This is a genomic window from Allobosea sp. LjRoot237 (genome assembly GCF_964253285.1).
In the GTDB taxonomy this organism is placed as follows: Bacteria; Pseudomonadota; Alphaproteobacteria; order Rhizobiales; family Beijerinckiaceae; genus Allobosea.
The window spans coordinates 4,548,852-4,569,358 of sequence record NZ_CAXUQP020000001.1; the positions used below are offsets into that span (position 1 = coordinate 4,548,852).

Here is a 20,507-nt window from a genome sequence, read left to right on the forward strand (position 1 = left end):
CGGGAGCAGGCCGATCGGCCGCCCCCGGCTGTGATCGATCACGGCCCTTCGGACGAGGCTGACCTAGCGATTTCTGCCGCCAGTTGCAAGTTGCGCAACCGGAATCCTGCTATCGCCCGGACGACAAAGGCGAGCATACCGAGCAGCGCCTCGCCAAATGCCGATCGCGCATGCACGAAGCACCCTTGCGACCTGCTTTAAGGCTGCCGATCTTCCCCGCGAAGCCCGGCCGCGAGCCGGCGCGATGCAAGGGAAAAACCCAATGTTCCCGCTTTCCATCCTCGACCTCGCCTTCATCGCCGAAGGCTCGACCGCGGCAAACGCCCTCCACAACAGCCGCGACCTCGCCCGCCATGCCGAAAAACTCGGCTACACCCGCTTCTGGCTGGCCGAGCATCACAACATGACCGGCATCGCCAGCGCTGCGACCTCGGTCGCGATCGGCTATGTCGCCGAAGGCACCAGGACGATCCGCGTCGGCGCCGGCGGGATCATGCTGCCGAACCATTCGCCATTGGTCATCGCCGAGCAATTCGGCACGCTGGAGACGCTCTATCCTGGCCGCATCGACCTCGGACTCGGCCGCGCGCCCGGCACCGACCAGCGCACCTGGCGGGCGCTCCGGCGCGAGGCCGACGCCTCCGAGCGCTTCCCGCAGGATGTCCTCGAACTGCAGGCGCTGCTCGGGCCATTGCAGCCGGACCAGGTGGTCCAGGCCGTGCCGGGCACCAATACCAATGTCCCGCTCTGGATCCTCGGCTCCAGCCTGTTCGGCTCGCAGCTCGCCGCCGTGCTCGGCCTGCCCTATGCCTTCGCTTCGCATTTCTCACCGGATGCGCTGATGGATGCCCTCGCCGTTTATCGCGAGCGCTTCCAGCCTTCGACGCAACTCGACAAGCCCTACGCCATGGTCGGCTGCAACGTCATCGCCGCCGAGACCGATGCGGAGGCGCAGCATCTCTTCACCTCGGTGCAGCAGCGCTTCGCCGACATGCTGCGCGGCCGGCGCGGCCTGTTGCCCAAGCCGATCGACGACATCGAGGACTACTGGTCCGGCCCGGAGAAGGCGCAGGCGCAGCGGATGCTGGCCTGCTCCTTCGTCGGCTCGCGCGAGAGCGTGCAGGCGCAGCTGCAGGCCTTCATCGAGAAGACCAAGGCCGACGAACTGATCGTCGCTTCGGCGATCTTCGACCACGGCGCGCGCAAGCGCTCCTACGAGATCCTCGCCGAGGTCCAGCCTGCGCTCGGATTGGCCGCAGTCGCGGCCTGATCTGGTAGCCGTTTCAGGACCGGCTTCCGTACTCGGCTGCGACGAGATTGCCGCGCAGCCGCACCATCTCCTCACGCAGATGGCGCTGCTCCTCAGGGGCGAGCCCGGTGGCGCGCTGCATGCTGACCCTGACCGCCCTGCCCCGCTCGCGAAGGGCGCGGCCCTGCGCCGTCAGATTGATGCGGACCTGCCGCTCGTCCTGCGGGTCGCGCTGACGCGTCACGACGCCCATCATCTCGAGCCGCTTCAGCAGCGGGGTCAGCGTGCTGGAATCGAGGAAGAGCTTGTCGCCGAGGCTGCCGACGGTCTGGTTCGCTTCCTCATAGAGGGCGACCAGCGCGATATATTGCGGGTAGGTCAGCCCGAGCTCGTCGAGCAGCGGCTTGTAGACGCGGTTGAAGGCGAGATTGGTCGAATAGACCGCAAAGCAGAGAAATTCGTCGAGGCCCGGCAGCCTGTCGGCGCCCGCTTGCTGACCCGCCTGTCCTGAACTGCTCGTCACGGCGCCTCCCCGGAAAAGGATCGCTCACAGATATTTGATGCACGATTTGTTTTCAAGCGATTGAACGGCGCTTTGACACTATTTACTTATCGAGCGATCTAATCGTTCGATAGCTAAATGGTGCCTACGATGCCGCACTTCGAACCATCGACCGCCGAGGCGCCCGCTCATGCGCAAGCGGAACCCGTTCCGGCACCGTGGCGCCTGCTTTTAGCGGCAATGTTGGCGGCAGCCGCGAGCTTTGCGATGGCCTGCAGCGCCTTCACCGGCCCGCGCAGCTACGGCCCAAGCCCGATCGCGACGTCGAACGCTCCGCCACGGCGCGGCGCAGCCCGCTCCTGACAATCAGCCCTGCCGCGGAAACAACCCATGACCTTCGTTCTGGCCTATCTCGCCGGCGTCCTGACCATCGCCAGCCCCTGCATCCTGCCGGTCTTGCCCTTCGTCCTGACGCGCGCCGGCCAGCCTTTCCGCAGCAGCACCTTGCCGATGCTGCTCGGCATGGCGCTGGCTTTCGCCGCTATCGCGAGTCTCGCGGCGGTCGCCGGCAATTGGGCGATCGCGCTCAATCAACATGGCCGCACTATCGCCCTCGGCCTTGTCGCCCTGTTCGGGCTCGCCTTGCTGTTCCCGGCTCTGGCCGAACGTCTCGCCGCCCCGCTGACCAGGCTCGGCGAAAGGCTGACACGCAGCGCGGGCGCGAACGGCCGCACCGATATGCGGCCCGCGTCCTCCGCCCTGCTCGGCGCCGCCACCGGCCTGTTGTGGACGCCGTGCGCCGGACCGGTACTCGGCCTGATCCTGGCGGGCGCCGCTCTCGGCGGGCCGAGCCTGACCACTGCGCTCCTGCTGTTCGCCTATGCCGCCGGCGCGGCGACGGCACTGGCCGCCGTCCTGCTGCTGGGCAACCGGCTGCTGAAGCACGCCCGGCGCCCCGGCGCTCTGCTCGACCCCGTGAGGCGCGGCCTCGGCCTCGCAGTGGTCGCGAGCACGATCGCGATCGCCTTCGGCATCGACACCAGCGTCCTCACCCGCCTGTCGGCGCCGACCACGGCTGCGATCGAGCAACGCCTCCTCGATATCGCCATGCCAGCTGCCCCGAGCCTCGTCACAACCGCGCAGGCACAGCCGGCCTCCAAGCCGCTGTTCGGCGCAAAGCAATGGCTCGACCGCGAGCCGCTCACCGCCGAGAGCGTGCGCGGCAAGGTCGTGCTGGTGAACTTCTGGACCTATTCCTGCATCAACTGCCTGCGCACGCTGCCTTACGTCCGGGCCTGGGCCGAGAAGTACCGGGATCGCGGCCTCGTCGTGGTCGGCGTGCACACACCGGAATTCGCCTTCGAGAAGGATCCGGCCAATGTGCGCAAGGCCGTCGCCGCGCTCGGCGTGAGCTATCCGGTCGCGATCGACAACGACTATGCGGTCTGGCGCGCCTTCAACAATCGGGCCTGGCCGGCGCGCTATTTCATCGACGCGCGGGGCCGCACCCGCCATCAAGAGTTCGGCGAGGGCGATTATGCCGCCTCCGAGCGAGTGATTCAGTCGCTGCTCGCCGAGGCCGGCAGCACGGTCGAGCCCGGCATCGCCAAGGTTTCGGGCGAGGGCGCGCAAGGAGCGCCCGATTTCGCCAATCTGCGCTCGCCCGAGACCTATCTCGGCCATGCCCGCACCAATGGCTTCGCCTCGCCGGGCGGGATCAGGGCCGATGCGCCGGCCGCCTACGAGGCGGCCACCTCGCCGCGCCTCAACCAGTGGAGCCTGTCCGGTACCTGGACCGTCGCAGGCGAGTTCGCGGCATTGCAGCAGCCGGGTGGGCGGATCAATCATCGCTTCCAAGCCCGCGACCTGCATCTGGTGATGGGTCGCCTGCCCGGCAGCCCGCCGGTCCGCTTCCGCGTCACCATCGACGGTGCCGCCCCCGGCAGCGCCCATGGCGCCGATGTCGACGCCGATGGCTACGGCACGATCAGCGACGAGCGGCTCTACCAGCTGGTCCGCCAGGACGGGCCGGTGAAACCGCGCGACTTCAGCATCGAGTTTCTCGACCCCGGCGCACGCGCCTACGCCTTCACCTTCGGCTGACGGAACGCGTCAGCCCGCCCTGACCTGCGAGGGCGAGCGGCCGAAGCGCTTGCGGAAGCTGCGGTTGAAATAGGAGAGGTCGCCGAAGCCAACCTCGAAGGCGACGCTGCTGATCGAGATGGTGTCGTCCTCGGCCGACATCAGCTTGAGCCAGGCGCGCTCGAGCCGGCGCTCCATCACATAGTCCGAGAAGGTGCGCCCCTCGGCGCCGAACGATTTCTGGATGGCGCGCGGGGTCACGCCGTAGATCCCGGCGATCATGTCGATCGAGAGCTCGCGCCGCTCCAGCCTGGTCTCGATATCGGCCTTGATCGCGGCGAGCCGCCCGCCGCGCCGAGGCGTAGCGGTGGCCGGCGGCGCGCTGCGATCGGCCAGCATCACGCCGATCAGGTCGTGGACATGGCCTATCGCGAGATCGCGCAGCGGCGCCGAATTGAGCGGGAACAGGCCGCGCAGCAGCAGCGCGCCGTAATGCGCCAAAACCTGCAGGCCGCGATTGCCGCGCGGGATGGCCTGCGTCAGTTCGTCGGGAGCAAGCTGCGTCAGCGGCGGCAGGCGGGCAGCGTCGAGCGCGATCAGGTCGATACGGCCGAGCTCGACCAGGGTGAAGCGCGTCTCCTGCGCGAGGTCGACGACCGCAGCATCGCGCGCCCGCAGCGAGACGCGGCGCCCCTCCTGCTCGATCACGCAGCGGCCATCGGAGGGCCGGACCAGAATGTAGCGCGCCTCCTGCCCACCCCGGCGCACGGGCCAGGTCCAGGGCGTCACCGGAGCAAAGCAGGACATCAGCCCGATATTGGGCCGCGTGGTCAGCACGCTGCGGGCGGCGAAAGGCAGGACGGCATCGGCGCGGATATCGTCGCCATCAGGCACGTGGCCGAAAATCCTGAGCGCCATCGTCCGGATTTCATCCGGCGCGGCCTCGCCCGAGACCAGCCAGAACGGCGCGAAAGTCTCAGCCTCGATTACCGTGGGGCTCACAGACCGTGACATCGCGGCCACAGGCGCCTCGTCCCGCATTGGAGTTCGCTTTTGTCCCATAGCGCGTTCGCGCACGTCCAAGATGACGCTTTAGATATAACTTTAGAGATCGCAAGAACACAACGCAGAGCGATCCATTCGCCGCGGAGATCAATGAATAAAACTAGTTTATTCTAGTTCTAAACTAAGATCGAAACGGCACCACAACTTCAGATCGAGCGACGGCGAGCGATACTCTCGTGCACAGACGGCGATCCGGACCGACGACGACAGGTGTCTTCATGAGCAAGCGCGATTTCCTCGCCATCAGCCTGCCGACTCTGCTTTGCGCCTCGGCGGCGATGGCGCAGTCGACGGCCTCGCCCGTGATCGACCTCGACACGATCACGGTCACGGCCGCCCGCACCGAGCGCAGCACGGCCGAGACGCCGCAATCGATCCAGGTGCTCGACCGGGCGCAAATCGAGGAGCAGCTGAAGTTCAGCCCGAACGCTGCGGCCGCGCTCGGCAAGCTGGTGCCCGGCTATTCGATGGCGACACAGACCGTGTCGAGCGCCTCGGAAAACTATCGCGGCCGTGACCTTTTGGTGCTGATCGACGGCGTGCCGATGAACACGCCGCTGCGCGACGTCTCGCGCATCCTTGCGCTGATCGACCTCAACACGGTCGAGCGCATCGAGATGGTCGCCGGTGCCTCCAGCCTCTACGGCGCCGGCGCGACCGGCGGCACGGTCAACTTCATCACCAAGAAGGCGGCCGACGGCAGCAAGCCGCGGGTGACGGTCAACACAGCCGTGCGCGGCTTCACCCAGGCTCTCGGCCGCTCGCTGGCGCCGGAGGCCTCGGTCACCGTCTCCGGCAAGATTCCTGACGGCGTCGATTACCTGATCTCCGGCAGCGCCCGCGGCGCCGGCCGCACCTATGACGGCGCCGGCCGCCAGCTGCCCTCGGATGGCCTGCTCGGCCAGGGCGGCGGCGACCGCTACAAGGCCGGCAACCTGCTCGCCAAGCTCGGCTATGATTTTGACGCCAGCAAGCGCATCGAACTGCAGGGCTCGCTGATCGCCTTCGACCAGGATCCGAAATACCTGACCAACTACGCCGCGCCCTTCGCCCGCCCGGACCGGACCAAGCTCTACACCGGCGAGAACGTCATCGAGGACACCAAGTCGGTCTCGCTGCGCTACAGCGACAGCGACTTCGCGCTCGGCAAGCTCAGCCTGCTCGGCTACTACAACGACATCAAGAAGCGCTTCAATTTCTCGACCTTCTCCTACCCCTATAATTCGCAGGTCTACTACTCCTTCAACCCGGCTTCACCGACGAGCCCGGACAACCAGACCACGCTCTATTCGCAGCGCGGCGGCGTGAATCTGACGATCGACACTCCGCTCGACCGGCTGCTGCCCGGCGCCAAGTTCACCTGGGGCGGCGATCTCAGCCATGAGAAGACCTGGCAGACCCTGACCAATGGCCAGGACGTGTTCACCCCGCTGAAGCAGACGACGAGCGCCGCCTTCGGCCAGCTTCAGATCCCGATCGGCGAGCGCATCACCCTGCGCGGCGGCCTGCGCTACGAGTATTCCTCGCTGGATGTCAGCGACTATGTCCGCCCGGCCGCCTATGCCGCGGTGGCCGCCAACAACGCCCAGGGTTTCCAGAGCTTCGTGCTGCCGGCGCTCAACGTCACCGGCGGCAATTTCGACTACAAGGCCTGGACCGGCAATCTCGGCGCGACGGTCAAGCTCTCCGAGAGCAGCGAGATCTTCGGCGGCTTCTCGCAGGGCTTCGCACTGCCGGATGTCGGCGCCTTCACCCGCCGCGCCGGCATCTCCACCGCCTTCGCCTGCCCGGTCGCCAACCCGAACTGCCTGCCGGCCAACCGGCGCAATGTCAGCTATGCCTCGATCGCGCCCGAAGCGCAGATCGTGAACAGCTACGAGCTTGGCATCCGCGGCAGCCACGGCATCTTCAAGGGCTCGCTGACCGGCTTCATCAGCACCTCCGGCAAGGGCGTGACCTTCGACCAGGCGAGCAACACGATCTCGCAGCAGAAGGAGCGGATCTGGGGCGTCGAGGCGACCGGCGACGTCGCCGTCACCGAGCAGTTCACCATCGGCACGGTGCTGGCCTATCGCGAGGGTCGCTACGACACCAATGGCGACCGCAAGCTCGACAGCGCCCTGCCGAACAACCGCATCGGCTCGCCTTATCGCGGCATGCTCTATGGCAGCTACCGCTTCAGCAACGGCATGCAGCTCAGGCTCGAGGGCGAGGCCTTCTCCGATCGCGACGTCGCGACCGATCTGCGCGGCACCCGTAACAAGCTGAAGGGTGCCGCCACCATGAACATCGCCTTCACCGCCCCGGTGCTCGAGGGCGAAGCCTATGTCGCGGTCAACAACCTGTTCGACCGCAACTACCAAAACCCAACCGCGACCTCGGTGCGTAACCTCGCCAACTATGCCTGGGGTCGCACCGTGACGCTCGGCTTCCGCAAGACCTTCTGAGTGCATGAAATTCCCAGCCCTCATCCTGAGGAGCCGCATCAGCGGCGTCTCGAAGGATCCTCCAGGAGGCTCCTGAACCAGCTGGAGCATCCTTCGAGACGCGCTCCCGCGGAGCGCTCCTCAGGATGAGGGCTGAGGGGTTCAAGCAGATTGTGAGTTCCATGGTCAGCCTCGACAGCGACGCCGACGGTATCGCCACCCTGCGCTTCGCGCCGCCCTATGCCGCCGATGACGAGCGCGCCTATCTCGACGCGCTCGCCGAGCTCGGCCGGCGCGAGGAGCCTTTCCTGCTGCTCACCATCTTCGGTGGCGGCGGCAAGCTGTCCCAGGCCGGCGAGCGCGAGCAGGCACTCTGGTTCAAGCGGACGCGGGCGCAGTTCGGCGCGCTCTGCGGCGCCTGCGCCATCGTGCGCCCGGGCGCGACCGAAGCGATGGCCGACGTCTTTCGCCGGCTCTGGCCGTTTCCGATCAGCCTGGAGACCGACGAGGCCGCGGCCCGCGCCTTCCTGCTGAAGCACAGGAGAGCGGCATGAGCACGAGCGAGGCGACCATCGGCGCTGCGCCAGCCGGCAACGCCGCGCGCTATCGGCTCTTCGCCGTGCTCGGGGGCTTGTATCTCGCGCAGGCGATCCCGTCCTACCTCTTCGTCGCGGCGCTGCCGCCGATCATGCGCGAGGCCGGCGTATCGCGCACTTCCATCGGCTATATGAGCATCCTGCTCTTGCCGCTGGTGATCAAATTCACCTGGGCGCCGTGGATCGACCGGATCAGGCCGTTCGCCCGGGCGCACCGGGCCGGCTGGGTCTTCATCACCCAGACCGGGACGATCCTGTGCATGCTCGCGCTGATCGCGGTCGGGCCGCTCGATGTCGGCAAGATCATCGTGATCGGCTTTGTCGCCTCGCTTTTGATCTCGACGCAGGACATCGCCACCGACGGCTATGCGGCGAAATACCTGCCGGAGGCCGACCGCGCCTTCGGCAACGCCATCCAGGGCGGCTCGATCGCCTTCGGCGTCGTGATCGGCGGCACGCTCGGCCTCGTCCTGCACCACTATATCGGCTGGACCGGCATGCTCGTCACCATCGCCGCGATCTCGCTCTTGCCGCTGGTCGCGGCGGCGATGATGCGCGAGGGCGATCCGACGCCGGCCGGGGCGGCGAAGCGCCCCTCGATCCGCGCCTTCCTGCGCCGACCGGAAGCACGCCAGATCCTCTGGATCGCGCTGATCTACCGCGCGAGCGAGGGCCTGGTGAAGGCGATGGAGGGCTCGTACCTCGTCGATGCCGGCGTGCCCTTGAACCAGATCGGCTATCTCTCCGGGATATCGGCGACGACGGCCGGCCTCGCCGGCTCGGCGATCGCGGCCTGGCTGGTCAAGCGTCAGGGCATCGCCTTCGTGCTCGCTCTGCTCGGCGGCATGCGCACGCTCTGCTTCCTGCTCTTCGCCTGCCATGCATTCGGGGCCGTAATCGGCGCCTGGCCATTGTTCGGCGCCGCCGGCTTCCAGACGCTGATCCGCTATATGGAGATCGTCGCGCTCTATTCGCTGTTCATGGCGGTGACGACCTCGGAGCAGCCGGGAACCGACTTCACCATCCTCGCCTGCGCGCAATTGCTGATCTACCTCGCCGGCTCGATGCTGGCCGGCAAGCTCGCCGATACGCTGGGCTATGGCGCGCTGTTCTCGCTGGCGACCGCGATTTCGGCGATCGCGGTCATCGCAACCGTCAGGATGATCGCGAAAAGCAGCGTCGGAAAGGCGGCCTGACCGACGCAAAGCGCTCGCTGCGAGCGGCGGCAGCTTCCCTACCGTCGCCCTTCATGCAAGGTTGCCGGCGAGATCGCCTGTGCCGCAAGATCGCCTGTGCCGGAGGAGAACACCATGGGTTGGGTCGTCCTTGGACTGATCGTCGTCGTCGTGGTCTGGCTGATCATGACCTATAATGGGCTGGTTGCGATGCGCCAGCGCGTCAACCAGGCCTTCGCCGATATCGACGTGCAATTGAAGCAGCGCCACGACCTGATCCCGAACCTGGTCGAGACCGTGAAGGGCTATGCCAGCCACGAGAAGGAAACCTTCGACGCGGTGATCAAGGCGCGCAACCAGGCTCAGGCCGCAGCCGGACCGCACGACCAGGCGGTCGCCGAGCAGCAGCTGACTGGCGCGGTCGGCCGCCTGCTGGCACTTGGCGAGGCCTATCCGGACCTGAAGGCGAGCGCGAACTTCCAGCAGCTGCAGCAGGACCTCGGCAATGTCGAGGACAAGCTCGCGGCGGCGCGGCGCTTCTTCAACAATGCGGTCAGCGAGTTCAACGCGGCGATCCAGGCCTTCCCGGCCGTGTTCTTCGCGCCGCAGATGGGCTTTAGCCCACGCGAATTCTTCGATGTCGGCGAAGAGACGCGGGCGCAGATCGAGATTGCACCCACCGTGAAGTTCTGAGCGCGCCTGTTGTAGGCGTCACAGCGGAGCTGCGGCGATGCCGGGGGAAGCCTTCGGGCTCTACACCCATCAGCGCAACAACCGGACCCGGTCGATCGCCCTGATCATCGGGCTCTTCCTGATGGTCTATCTCACCGTCTGGGGCGTGATGCTCGTCGGCTACGGCTATGTCGGCGTGCCGCGCGGACGTACGGTGTTGAATTTCGTCGGCCAGCGCTTCTGGGCCTGGCTGCCCTTCATCACGCTCGGCACCGCCGCCTGGGTCCTGATCGGCTTTCGGGTCAATGTCGCGCTGATCGAGGCTGTCTCAGGCGCCGAAGGCGTGACGCGGGAGGCGCAGCCCAAGCTCTACCGGATGCTGGAAAATCTCTGCATCTCGCGCGGCATGGTGACGCCGAAGCTCGCCATCATCCAGAGCGACGCGCTCAATGCCTTCGCCAGCGGCGTCAACGACAAGCAGTTCACGGTGACGCTGACCACCGGCTTGATCGAGCAGCTCAACGACGCCGAGATCGAGGCGGTGATCGCGCATGAGTTGACCCATATCCGCAATGGCGACGTCAGGCTGATGGTGATCGCCGTCGTCATCGCCGGCATCATCTCCTTCGTCGGCGAGGTCGTGTTCCGCAATCTTGGGCGGGTTCGCATCTCCTCGGACGGTGACAAGAAAGGCAGCGGCGTCGCCATTATCCTCGGCTTCGCGGTGATTGCCGTCGCCTGGCTGCTCGCCGTGCTGATCCGGCTGTCGCTGTCGCGGGCTCGCGAATATCTCGCCGATGCCGGGGCGGTCGAACTGACCAAGAACCCGGACGCGATGATCTCGGCGCTGCTGAAGATCTCCGGCCGTGCCGACATCGACAACGTGCCGTCAGGCGTGATGGACATGTGCTTCGAGAACGACCCCGACGATTTCGCCGATCTGTTCTCGACCCACCCCTCCGTCACCAAGCGCGTGCAGGCCCTGGTGCAGACCGCCGGCGGGCGCCTGCCGCCACAGGCAACACCCGGTCCACCGAAGATCAGTGAGCGCCAGACGCTGCCCGAGATCGCCGAGACCTCGGCCGCACATGGGCCATGGTCACGCCCGGCGCCGCCGGCCTGAGCCGACTTCTTGCACTGTGGACTCGCGACGCCCCGGCAGTAGCTTGTCGTTAGGAAATGGAGGCGACAATACGAAGCTTTTTTGGACTGATCGCATTGGCGCTCGCGATTGCGCTTCCACGACCTGCGCTCGCGCAGGAAGGCTGCCAGACGACGCAGCGATCCTGCTTGAAGATCTATCAGCGTTGCGACCAAAATTGCCAGAACCGCAACAATCCCAGCGCCTGTGTGGCGCGCGTTTGCAACCCCGCGCTCGCCGGCTGCAAGGCGAACGGCGTCTGGAAAGCGAGCGCCGCGACGGCCTGCTGGAAGACAAACAACCGCTCCTGAAGAGTTCGCGAGCGTGTCAGCGACCGTCCCGCGCCCAGGTCAGCGCTTCTTCCAGCCGGTCATCGCCCCAGAACAGCTCGCCGTCGCCGGTGACGAAGGTCGGCGCGCCGAAGATGCCGAGCGACTTGGCGAGCTCGGTCTCGGCCTTGAGCCGGCCCTTGACCTCCTCGCTGCGCGAGGCGGAAAAGGCGGTGGTGGGATCGGCGCCGGCGTCACGAAGGGCCGCGCTCAGCACCGCCTCTTCGGCGATGTTGCGGCCCTCGCAGAACTCGGAGCGGAACAGCGCCTTGGAGAAGGTCGGCAGCCAGCCGGCTTCGCGCCCCGCAAGCGCCAGCCGCGCTGCAATCAGCGAGTTCTGCGGGAAAGTCTCGGGCTTGACGATGACCAGTCCAGCTCGGCCGGCACGTCGCGCCACGTCGCGCCACATATAGCGGCCCTTGTTGGGGTAGAGGTTGAACGGCGAAGTGGTCCAGCCCTGGGCGGCGAAGATCGGCCCGAGCAGGAAGGGCCGCCAACGCAGGCTGACACCGGCCGCATCGGCCAGTTCTTCGATCCGCAGGGCACTCAGGCAGGAATAGGTCGATGCGAACTCGTACCAGAAATCCAGAACAGGACGATTCGGCATCTGACCCCCAACCAACAGCGACAATGGCCGCAAACGCATCGTTCCGCCCGCAATGCGGGCGGCAACCCATCAGCGGATGACGCCTCATCGATCAGAAGGTTCCGATTGCGTCGCCCCGAACCCTGCGATAGTGCGCGGTTACGTCCGAAATGCGGCCGGCAAAGCCGCATTCTCATACTGTGCACGATCCTTCGTGCCGCCACTGCAGGAACTGAAGTCCATGGCCGACAAGCGCGTCAACAAGGTCGTGCTCGCCTATTCCGGCGGGCTCGACACCTCGATCATCCTGAAGTGGCTGCAGACCACCTATCAATGCGAGGTCGTGACTTTCACCGCCGACCTCGGCCAGGGCGAAGAACTCGGCCCGGCCCGCGACAAGGCGCTGCTGCTCGGCATCAAGCCGGAGAACATCTATATCGAGGACCTGCGCGAGGAGTTCGTCCGCGACTACGTCTTCCCGATGTTCCGGGCGAATGCCGCCTATGAGGGTGTCTACCTGCTGGGAACCTCGATCGCCCGCCCGCTGATCGGCCAGAAGCTGATCGAGATCGCCGAGAAGGTCGGCGCCGACGCGATCTCGCACGGCGCCACCGGCAAGGGCAACGACCAGGTCCGCTTCGAATTGACTGCCTATGCGCTGAAGCCCGACGTCCAGGTGATCGCGCCCTGGCGCGAATGGGATTTGCGCTCGCGCGAGCAACTCATCGCCTTCGCCGAGCAGCACCAGATCCCGATCGCCAAGGACAAGCGCGGCGAGGCGCCATTCTCGGTCGACGCCAACCTGCTGCACGCCTCCTCGGAGGGCAAGGTGCTGGAGGATCCGGCTCAGGAAGTGCCTGACTACGTCTATTCGCGCACGATCTCGCCGGAGGACGCCCCCGACAAGCCAACTGTGATCTCGATCGACTTCGAGAAGGGCGATGCGACCGCGATCGACGGCGTCAAGCTCTCGCCGGCGACGCTGCTAGCCAAGCTCAACGAGCTCGGCCGCGACAATGGCATCGGCCGGCTCGACCTGGTCGAGAACCGCTTCGTCGGCATGAAGAGCCGCGGCATGTACGAGACGCCCGGCGGCACGATCCTCGCCGTCGCGCACCGCGCCATCGAGTCGATCACGCTCGACCGCGGCGCCGCCCATCTCAAGGACCAGATCATGCCGCAATATGCCGAGCTGATCTATAACGGCTTCTGGTTCTCGCCGGAGCGCGAGATGCTGCAGGCGCTGATCGACAAGAGCCAGGAGTTCGTGGCGGGTACAGTGCGCTTGAAACTGTACAAGGGAGGCGTGCACGTCATCGGCCGCTCCAGCCCCTACTCGCTCTACGACCAGGACCTCGTCACCTTCGAGGAAGGCGCGGTCGCCTATGACCACCGCGACGCCGCCGGCTTCATCAAGCTCAACGCGCTGCGCCTGCGCACGCTCGGTCAGCGGAAGAAGAAGCTCGGGCTGTAGACACTGGACGCCCGGCTCGACGTCACAGCGGGCTCAGGCCGGGCTCGACGCTCGAAACGAAAGCCGGCGGCCAGCGCCCGCCGGCTTTCCGGTTTCGCGGGGTTCGGCAACATCGCACCCGGCATTGGACCCCATATAGAATTCAACGAACTCCTTTACTGGCAAGGCCTTCGCGTAATGCCATCCCTGGGCATATTGAACCCCGACGCCGCGCAAATAATCTTCCTGTTGCTTTGTTTCTACACCTTCTGCAACAATCGATAATCCAAGACCATGCGCCATGGCGATGATGTGGGGCGTTACGACGCTGAGCGCTGCATCATGGCCGATGGCGTTCACAAAAGACCGGTCTATTTTCAGAACATTGAGCGGCAATGTTTCGAGCAGCGACAAGCTGGAGTAGCCGGTCCCGAAATCATCGATCGCAATCTGATGCCCTGCTTCGCGCGCGGCTCGAACAATCCGGCGCGCAGCGTCGGCATTCATGAAGCCCCGCTCGGTCGCCTCCAGCCAGATCTGCTGCGGGCGCACATTCGACAAGCGGAGCTTCTCCTCCAGAACCGGCAAGAAACGACCGGTCTCGATATCCGAAGACGATATATTGATCGCGATATGGACCTGAGTATCTTCAGACAACAATTGCTGCGTGTCATCAATAACGCGGTCGATCATGATATCGGTGATCTGAGCTATCAAATTATGCTGCTCGGCCACTGGAATAAACAGGTCCGGCCTCACCCACGACCCGTCGGGTCTCGGCCAACGGAGCAATGCCTCGGCCCCGACGCAACGTCCTGTCGAAAGCTCGATGATGGGCTGATAATGCACCACAAACTCGCGTTTTTTGATACCGACTCCCAACTCTCCGGCGAGGGAAAGCCTCTGGCGCGAAACCCATCCAATGATTGCGATCAGCACCCCTGACACGACCAGCCCGAGTGGGATCAGACGCAGAAGCTCCGCGTCTGCGCGCGAATCCAAGTTAGTCCTGTCTGAAATAGCAAATACATAAAAATACTGCCCTTTTACGGATGAGTATACCTGCGCCTCTGCCGCTCCGCTCAGCTCCTCACGGGAGAGTCGGGCCGCCAAACTCGGATCAACTCTCCCTGAAAGAGCGACGAGCTTGCCATCAAGCGTGGCAACCCCCAGCGTCATGGGCGTATCGTGCAGGACATCGACAAGTCGCTCTTTCTTGATGTGCGCCCGATACGCGCCATATCTCAGTATGATCACGCCGGAGGATGGGGCCTGCCCCGATGGCAAGTGCTCCGGCTCCGGGATCAACTCAAAACCATCGCCTACACTTGTGCCGGCCGTTTCGATCACGGCCGCCGGCCCGATTTTGCCCCAGCTGTCGCAGGACAATCGATCGTCTTTGATCGCTTCGATCAGTTCGACCGAGAGAACATCCGCGGTCATCAGCTGCAGGCGTTCAATATGTGCAGGCGAGCAGAGATCATGCCTTTCCAAGGTCAATCGCCTGAGCGCGTTCTTTGCCCTGGAGAGCACAAGATCGGCTCGCTGCAGCGTCCAGCCTGCATAGTCGACAAGATGGGCCTGTTCCGCCGCAACCGCTCGCTGCCGCGAAAGATAGTAGGCGGCGGTAAGCGGGAGCAGCCCCACTCCAAGCGCAAGGCCGATCGCGACAGGCAGGACCATCTGACGCCGCAAGGGGAGTGCCCTCATATCACGACATGAGACTTCAAGCGTAACAAGGCTGTCCGCCGTGTTCCAACATCAAGTCCTCAGGGACGCGGGTCGAATCCCGTGATGATGAACAAAAGGAAAACCTGCGCGGCTTTTCAGGAAGCGGCACACCCCTTCTTGCTGCCGGCCCCTCCCGAGCCCCGATGGAAACGGACGGAACGAGCCTTACTTCGCCAGTGTCCCGAAGGCGAAGAACTGGGTCTCGCCGGAGGAGTCGTCGACGCCGTCATTGTCGGTGACGACGAAGAGGTCGCCGGCCTTGTCGACCGCCATGCCCTCGACCTTGTCGAGCCCGTAACCGCCGAGCTTCATCAGATCCGGCGTCAGGTCGCGCAGCAGCTTCTTCTCGACGGTCGGAATCTCGGAGGAGCCGAACGGCGCCGGCTTCAGGCCCTTGACCGAAAAGATCGCCAGCGTCTTCACCGCCTTGGCGCCGAACTGGTTGTCGCGCTCGATCACCGCGAAGGTCTCGTCGCCGAGATAGGCCAGCTCCGACAGGCCCATCCAGGCGCCGGCAGCGGGAGCCGTCAGCGGGTAATAGAGGATGCCCCAGCTCTTGGTGGAGGGCTTGTAGGTCAGGAGCTTGACCTTGCCCTTGGGGTCGTCCTTCCACTCGCGCTGGACGGCGATCCAGACCGTCTCGTCCTGGCCCGTGCCGGTGACGGCGACGCCCTCATAGCCCTGGTTGATCGCCTTGGCGGCGAAATCCTCCGGCAGGGCGATCTCGTCCTCGACCTCGCCCTTGGCCGAGACGCGCAGCAGCAGGTTCTGCGTCGGCTTCTCCTTGCGCTCCGGCGCGCCTTCCGAGGCCAGCCAGAAGCCGCCGCCCGGACGCGTCGCGATCGCTTCGAGATCGTAGGAGGCGGGCTTGCCATCCTTGGTCACGGTGAGCGCGCCGGTGATCGTCGCCGGCTTCTTCGTCGCGTCGATCTCGATGATGCGCGAGGGCGTATAGGCGCTGTCGGTGACGCTGAAGAGCCGGCCCGGCAGCTCGGGATGGGCGGCGAGGCCCGACAGCGCGCCCCAGCCGAGCGGAGCGCCATCGACATCGGCCGAGACGATGGTCGGATAGGCCGCCGGCGCCTCGCTGCGCTCGTATATCGTCACGGCCGAACGCGCCCCGCCCTTCTCGCCAAGATCGGCCTCTGAGGCGCTGACGAAGAGATTGCGCTGCGGGATGGCGAGCAGGCCTTCCGGCGCGATGCCACCCGGCAGAGCCTGCAGGAAGCGCGGCGCACGGCCCGCTCCCTCGTCCTTGAAGACGAGGACCAGCGAAGCGCGCTCGAGCCCGACGAAGATCAGGCGGTCACCGCCGTAAGTGCCGACCTCGATGCCCTCCGGCTCGCTGCCCTTGGCGGCGGAGCGGCGCTCCGGATAGTGGCCGAGGCGGATCGCGACATGGTCGACCATGTTGCCTGAGTCGAACTCGACCGTGCCGTCCTTGCGGAAAATGGTGAAGCCGCGCGAACCGCCTTTCCAGTCGCCCTCATTGGCGGTGACGAACCGGTCATTGTCGAGCCAGCGCACCGCGTCCGGTTCGCGCGGTACGCTCTTCAGTTCCTCGGTCGGCTTGATCTGGCCGTCGCGGGTCTTGTCGATGTTCTTGAGATCGGCGGTGCCGGCCGGGAAATGCGCGACGAGCTTGCCGGTCCTGGTATCGACCACGGCAAGGTGGTTGTTCTCCTGCAGCGTCACCACGGCGAGGCCGTCCTGATTGACGTCGACGAATTCCGGCTCCGGATCAGTCGGCTCGACCGCGGCGATGCCGGTGAGATCGACGATCTGCTTCGAGGCGCAATCTGCCTCGCCGCCTTTGATGCCGATCAGTGTGAGATTGCCGGCGGGAAGCTGCGGCAGGTCGCCCTTGTTCAGCTTCTCGTCGCGCTCGTTCTCGATGACGATGGCGAGCTTGCCCTTGTCCTTGGTCAGGGTGATCGAGTCGGGCTGGCCGCCGAGCTCGCATGTCGCCGTGACCTGCTTCGTCTTGAGGTCGATGGTGGCGAGATGCCCGGCCGGCTCCTTGAAGTTGTCGCCGGACGAGACGACGACCGCGAAGGCGCGCTCGCCGAGGATGACGACCGAGGTCGGCTCGCCACCGACCGGAATGAAGCCGGCAGGCTTGGGGGCATTGGCCGTGCTGATGTCGATGAGGCCGATCGCCTTCTGCTCGGCGTCGGTATAGGCGAGCAGGGTCCCGGCCTCGTTGGCGGTGATGATCTCCGCGACCGTCTTCTTTTTCGCGTCACGGTCGGCCGGCAGGTTCAGCGGCACCTGGAAGGTCGCGATGCGGTTGAAATTCGGCTCAGCCAGGGCGATGCCGGCGAGCAGGAGCGTCGCGAGAGCTGCGAGGGCGAAGGGCTTGCGCATCGGATGATCCTGTCTCGCGGGGGCGTCGAGGCGGCGGATCTTCCGGCTAGTCAGCGCATGCGACAGTTGCGTGACAGACGCGCCTTGTCGCAACGCAGCTTCATAGAACGCGGGATCCCCTCTCCCGTGTGGGAGAGGGGTAGGGGTGAGGGCCAGACAGTGCAGGATAAGTCGCGCGATGCACGCGTCAGCCATATCAGTATCCGAGGCTTGACGTTTGCGGGCGGTCCCTCACCCTGCCCTCTCCCACCCGGGAGAGGGTTCCCCGCGCCCTATCTCGTCAGGTAGCGGCCTCAGATGACCGCCTCGGCCTCCGTTGAAACCGACTTCTTCAGGCCGATCACTTCGAGCTCGGTGACGACGGCGACCGCCGCGGCTTGGGCCAGGACGAAGGCGATGCCGAGCGTGGTCGGCGCGAACCAGCCGGCGACCAGGATCAGCACACTGTCGGCGACCCAGAGGATATTGACGCCGATCACGGCGTAAACCGCGAGCCGCGGCAGGCGCACCCGGCTGGCGAAGAAGGCTAGCGCGGCGGCGCAAGGCAGGAGCAGGAGACCGGCGCCGCGCAGGAACTCGGCGGGGAAGCCGAGGTGGCTGGAGAGCGCACCGGCGCCGAGGCTGAGCAGCAGGCCGGTGCCAGCGCAGGCGGCGGCGTCGAGAGCGAGAGCATTACGCAGGAAACGCGAGGACTGGATGAAGGCCATGGCTGTTCTCCAATTGGGCCCGTTCTCGTCAGGGCCGTTGCTGATGGAAGCCATGCTGACGAAGCCTAAGCGGCCCGTCGATTAAGCGGGAGGTAATTGGAAGGCGCCCCGGCTTGCGGCTAGCTTGCGCCTATGAACAAGCACCGGCAGCCCGTGATCGGGCATCTCATCCGCGACTGGCGCCAGTTGCGCCGTCTCAGCCAGCTCGATCTCGCCCTCGAAGCCGAGATTTCGCAGAAGCATCTCAGCTTCATCGAAAGCGGCCGTTCGGCGCCGAGCCGGGACATGGTCCTGCTCTTGGCCGAGCACCTCGGCGTGCCCTTGCGCGAGCGCAACGCGCTCCTGCTTTCGGCCGGTTATGCGCCGGTCTATCTCGAACGTTCGCTGGAGGACCCCGGTCTGCAGGCGGCGCGCAGCGCGATCGACATGCTGCTCAAGGGGCACGAGCCCTACCCGGCGGTGGCGATCGACCGGCACTGGACCCTGCTCGCGGCGAACAGGATGATCGCGCCGCTGCTGGCAGTGGTCGAGGACACCGATCTGCTGCGCCCGCCGGTCAATGTGCTCAGGCTCAGTCTGCATCCGCGCGGGCTCGCCCCGGCGATCCTCAACCTCGCCGAATGGCGCGGCCACCTAATCGCACGGCTGCGCCAGCAGATCCGCGCCACCGCCGATCCGCTGCTGGCGGAGCTCTTGACTGAATTGCTGAGCTACCCCGTTCCCGCTGTTCCGGCCACCAAGGGTAGAGCGCAGGAGGAGGTAGAGCCGCCGATCGTCGTGCCGCTGCAGTTGCAGTTGGGCGAGGCGGTGCTCTCGCTGATCTCGACGACGACGGTGTTCGGCACGCCGGTCGACGTCACCTTGTCGGAGCTGGCGCTGGAGACCTTCTTCCCGGCAGACGAGGCGACGGGCCGGGCGCTGCGGGCGATCGCAGCGGTCAATTCGCCCGCCTGAGACCGGAACCAAAGCTCGGCCGTGACGTTCTCCCTGCGGACCGGCGCCAAAGCGTCGATGACGCATCGATCGAGGAGGAAAACGTCCATGGGCAGCACCGCCGACAAGATCAAGGGCATGGCCAACGAAGCCGCCGGCAACGTCAAGCAGGCCGCCGGCAAGGCGCTGAACAAGCCCGGGCTGCAAGCCGAGGGCATCGCGCAGGAGCGCAAGGGCGAAGCCCAGCAGGCGGTCGGCAAGACCAAGGACGCCGTCAAGAAGGTGATCGACAAGGCCTGACCGCAAGGTCGGCCCCGAAAAAAAGCGGGCGCCGCAAGGCGCCCGTTTCTTTATCTCAGGCCGCGCCGCCGAGGCCGCCGAGGAAATCCTTGACCCGGCCGAAGAAGCCGGCGGTCTCGGGATGGGTGGCGCCCGAGCTCTCGCGCTCGAATTCCATCAGCAGTTCGCGCTGGCGGGCGGTGAGCTTCTGCGGCGTCTCGACCAGGACCTGGATGTAGAGATCGCCCATTTCGCGCGAGCGCAACACGCTCATGCCCTTGGCCTTGAGACGGAACTGCTTGCCGGTCTGGGTGCCTTCCGGAATTTTCACCCGGGCCTTTTCGCCATTCAGCGTCGGCACCTCGATCTCGCCGCCAAGCGCCGCCGAGGTCAGGCCGATCGGCACCCGGCAGAACAGGTCGGCGCCGTCGCGCTGGAAGATCGCGTGCGGCTTGATCGAGAGGAAAATGTAGAGATCGCCCGCCGGGCCGCCGCGCAAGCCCGCCTCGCCCTCGCCGGCAAGGCGGATGCGGGTGCCGTCCTCGACGCCGGCCGGGATGTTGACCGAGAGCGTGCGCTCGCGCGTGACGCGGCCGGCGCCCTGGCAGCCGGTGCAGGGATCGTCGATGATCTCGCCGCGGCCGCCGCAGGTCGGGCAGGTGCGCTCGACCGAGAAGAAGCCCTGGCTGGCGCGAACGCGGCCATGGCCGCCGCAGGTCGGGCACTGGCGCGACTTAGAGCCCGCCTTGGCGCCGGTGCCGGAACAGACCTCGCAGGAGACCGAGGTCGGCACCCGGATGGTCTCGTTCTTGCCGGCATAGGCGTCTTCGAGGCCGATCTCGAGATTGTAGCGCAAATCGGCACCGCGCTCGCGGGAGTTGGCCCCGCGCGGGCCGCGGCCCCGGCCTTCGCCGAAGAAGGATTCGAAGATGTCGGACATGAAGTCCGACATGTCGGCCGGACCACCGCCGCCGCCGCCATTCTCGAAGGCCTGATGGCCATAGCGGTCATAGGCTGCGCGCTTCTGGCCGTCGGAGAGAACCTGATAGGCCTCGTTGAGTTCCTTGAACTTGAGCTCGGCCTGCTTGTCGCCCGGATTCTTGTCCGGGTGGTGCTGCATGGCGAGCTTGCGGAACGAGCCCTTGAGCTCGACCTCCGTCGCAGTCCGGGAGACCCCGAGGATTTCGTAATAGTCGCGCTTCGACATTCAACCA

Annotated in this window: 17 protein-coding genes; 10 read left to right on the top strand and 7 right to left on the bottom strand. The window is 65.8% G+C overall.

Features of this window, described 5'->3' with window-relative positions; all coding sequences use genetic code 11:
• Nucleotides 1–262: 262 nt before the first annotated feature.
• The gene (locus tag ACSQ24_RS22225) at nt 263–1,270 is read left to right on the top strand and encodes an LLM class flavin-dependent oxidoreductase (RefSeq protein ID WP_436096784.1); all 1,008 of its coding nucleotides are present in this window, start codon (nt 263–265) and stop codon (nt 1,268–1,270) included.
• Between the two features lie 13 nt (nt 1,271–1,283).
• Here ACSQ24_RS22225 and ACSQ24_RS22230 read toward each other — a convergent pair whose 3' ends face one another.
• Nucleotides 1,284–1,772 carry a MarR family winged helix-turn-helix transcriptional regulator gene (locus tag ACSQ24_RS22230; RefSeq protein WP_436096785.1) on the bottom strand — a complete coding sequence of 163 codons (489 nt, stop codon included), beginning with the start codon at nt 1,770–1,772 and terminating at the stop codon, nt 1,284–1,286.
• A gap of 369 nt (nt 1,773–2,141) precedes the next feature.
• Here ACSQ24_RS22230 and ACSQ24_RS22235 point away from each other — a divergent pair, with 369 nt between their 5' ends.
• Nucleotides 2,142–3,854: a cytochrome c biogenesis protein DipZ gene (locus tag ACSQ24_RS22235; protein WP_436096786.1), complete on the top strand. Its 1,713-nt coding sequence runs from the start codon at nt 2,142–2,144 to the stop codon at nt 3,852–3,854.
• 9 nt (nt 3,855–3,863) lie between these two features.
• On the opposite strand, the gene ACSQ24_RS22240 is transcribed toward ACSQ24_RS22235, so the two are convergent.
• Nucleotides 3,864–4,835 carry an AraC family transcriptional regulator gene (locus ACSQ24_RS22240; protein ID WP_436096787.1) on the bottom strand — a complete coding sequence of 324 codons (972 nt, stop codon included), beginning with the start codon at nt 4,833–4,835 and terminating at the stop codon, nt 3,864–3,866.
• Between the two features lie 281 nt (nt 4,836–5,116).
• Between ACSQ24_RS22240 and ACSQ24_RS22245 the strand changes: the two genes are divergently transcribed.
• The 5 genes from ACSQ24_RS22245 to ACSQ24_RS22265 all read left to right on the top strand — a co-directional run bounded on the left by ACSQ24_RS22245 (nt 5,117) and on the right by ACSQ24_RS22265 (nt 10,890).
• Nucleotides 5,117–7,345 (top strand): TonB-dependent receptor, encoded by a 2,229-nt coding sequence (locus tag ACSQ24_RS22245; protein WP_436096788.1) that lies wholly within the window; start codon nt 5,117–5,119, stop codon nt 7,343–7,345.
• A 161-nt stretch (nt 7,346–7,506) separates the two neighbouring features.
• Nucleotides 7,507–7,878: a hypothetical protein gene (locus ACSQ24_RS22250; RefSeq protein WP_436096789.1), complete on the top strand. Its 372-nt coding sequence runs from the start codon at nt 7,507–7,509 to the stop codon at nt 7,876–7,878.
• Nucleotides 7,875–9,116 (top strand): MFS transporter, encoded by a 1,242-nt coding sequence (locus ACSQ24_RS22255; protein WP_436096790.1) that lies wholly within the window; start codon nt 7,875–7,877, stop codon nt 9,114–9,116. The genes ACSQ24_RS22250 and ACSQ24_RS22255 overlap by 4 nt, the downstream gene beginning before the upstream one ends.
• A gap of 114 nt (nt 9,117–9,230) precedes the next feature.
• A complete protein-coding gene (locus ACSQ24_RS22260; protein WP_436096791.1) occupies nt 9,231–9,788 on the top strand; it encodes a LemA family protein in 558 nt (185 codons plus the stop codon).
• 37 nt (nt 9,789–9,825) lie between these two features.
• On the top strand, nt 9,826–10,890 hold the full coding sequence (locus ACSQ24_RS22265; protein WP_436096792.1) for a M48 family metallopeptidase: 1,065 nt from the start codon (nt 9,826–9,828) through the stop codon (nt 10,888–10,890).
• A 345-nt stretch (nt 10,891–11,235) separates the two neighbouring features.
• Here ACSQ24_RS22265 and ACSQ24_RS22270 read toward each other — a convergent pair whose 3' ends face one another.
• Nucleotides 11,236–11,844, bottom strand: coding sequence for a 2-hydroxychromene-2-carboxylate isomerase (locus ACSQ24_RS22270; protein ID WP_436096793.1), 609 nt, complete (start codon nt 11,842–11,844; stop codon nt 11,236–11,238).
• 220 nt (nt 11,845–12,064) lie between these two features.
• Between ACSQ24_RS22270 and ACSQ24_RS22275 the strand changes: the two genes are divergently transcribed.
• Complete coding sequence (locus ACSQ24_RS22275) at nt 12,065–13,297, top strand: argininosuccinate synthase (RefSeq protein ID WP_436096794.1); 1,233 nt, start codon at nt 12,065–12,067, stop codon at nt 13,295–13,297.
• A gap of 33 nt (nt 13,298–13,330) precedes the next feature.
• Here ACSQ24_RS22275 and ACSQ24_RS22280 read toward each other — a convergent pair whose 3' ends face one another.
• The 3 genes from ACSQ24_RS22280 to ACSQ24_RS22290 form a co-directional block, all read right to left on the bottom strand.
• Nucleotides 13,331–14,959: an EAL domain-containing protein gene (locus ACSQ24_RS22280; RefSeq protein ID WP_436096795.1), complete on the bottom strand. Its 1,629-nt coding sequence runs from the start codon at nt 14,957–14,959 to the stop codon at nt 13,331–13,333.
• Between the two features lie 213 nt (nt 14,960–15,172).
• A complete protein-coding gene (locus tag ACSQ24_RS22285; RefSeq protein WP_436096796.1) occupies nt 15,173–17,374 on the bottom strand; it encodes an esterase-like activity of phytase family protein in 2,202 nt (733 codons plus the stop codon).
• Nucleotides 17,375–17,667: 293 nt separating this feature from the next.
• On the bottom strand, nt 17,668–18,081 hold the full coding sequence (locus ACSQ24_RS22290; protein WP_436096797.1) for a hypothetical protein: 414 nt from the start codon (nt 18,079–18,081) through the stop codon (nt 17,668–17,670).
• A 132-nt stretch (nt 18,082–18,213) separates the two neighbouring features.
• Here ACSQ24_RS22290 and ACSQ24_RS22295 point away from each other — a divergent pair, with 132 nt between their 5' ends.
• Entirely contained in the window at nt 18,214–19,035 is an 822-nt protein-coding gene (locus ACSQ24_RS22295; RefSeq protein WP_436096798.1) for a helix-turn-helix domain-containing protein, read from the top strand.
• A gap of 87 nt (nt 19,036–19,122) precedes the next feature.
• Nucleotides 19,123–19,314 carry a CsbD family protein gene (locus tag ACSQ24_RS22300; RefSeq protein ID WP_110490147.1) on the top strand — a complete coding sequence of 64 codons (192 nt, stop codon included), beginning with the start codon at nt 19,123–19,125 and terminating at the stop codon, nt 19,312–19,314.
• A 55-nt stretch (nt 19,315–19,369) separates the two neighbouring features.
• Here the strand turns inward: ACSQ24_RS22300 and dnaJ are convergent, their stop codons facing one another.
• The gene (dnaJ, locus tag ACSQ24_RS22305; protein ID WP_436096799.1) at nt 19,370–20,500 is read right to left on the bottom strand and encodes a molecular chaperone DnaJ; all 1,131 of its coding nucleotides are present in this window, start codon (nt 20,498–20,500) and stop codon (nt 19,370–19,372) included.
• Nucleotides 20,501–20,507: the final 7 nt, after the last annotated feature.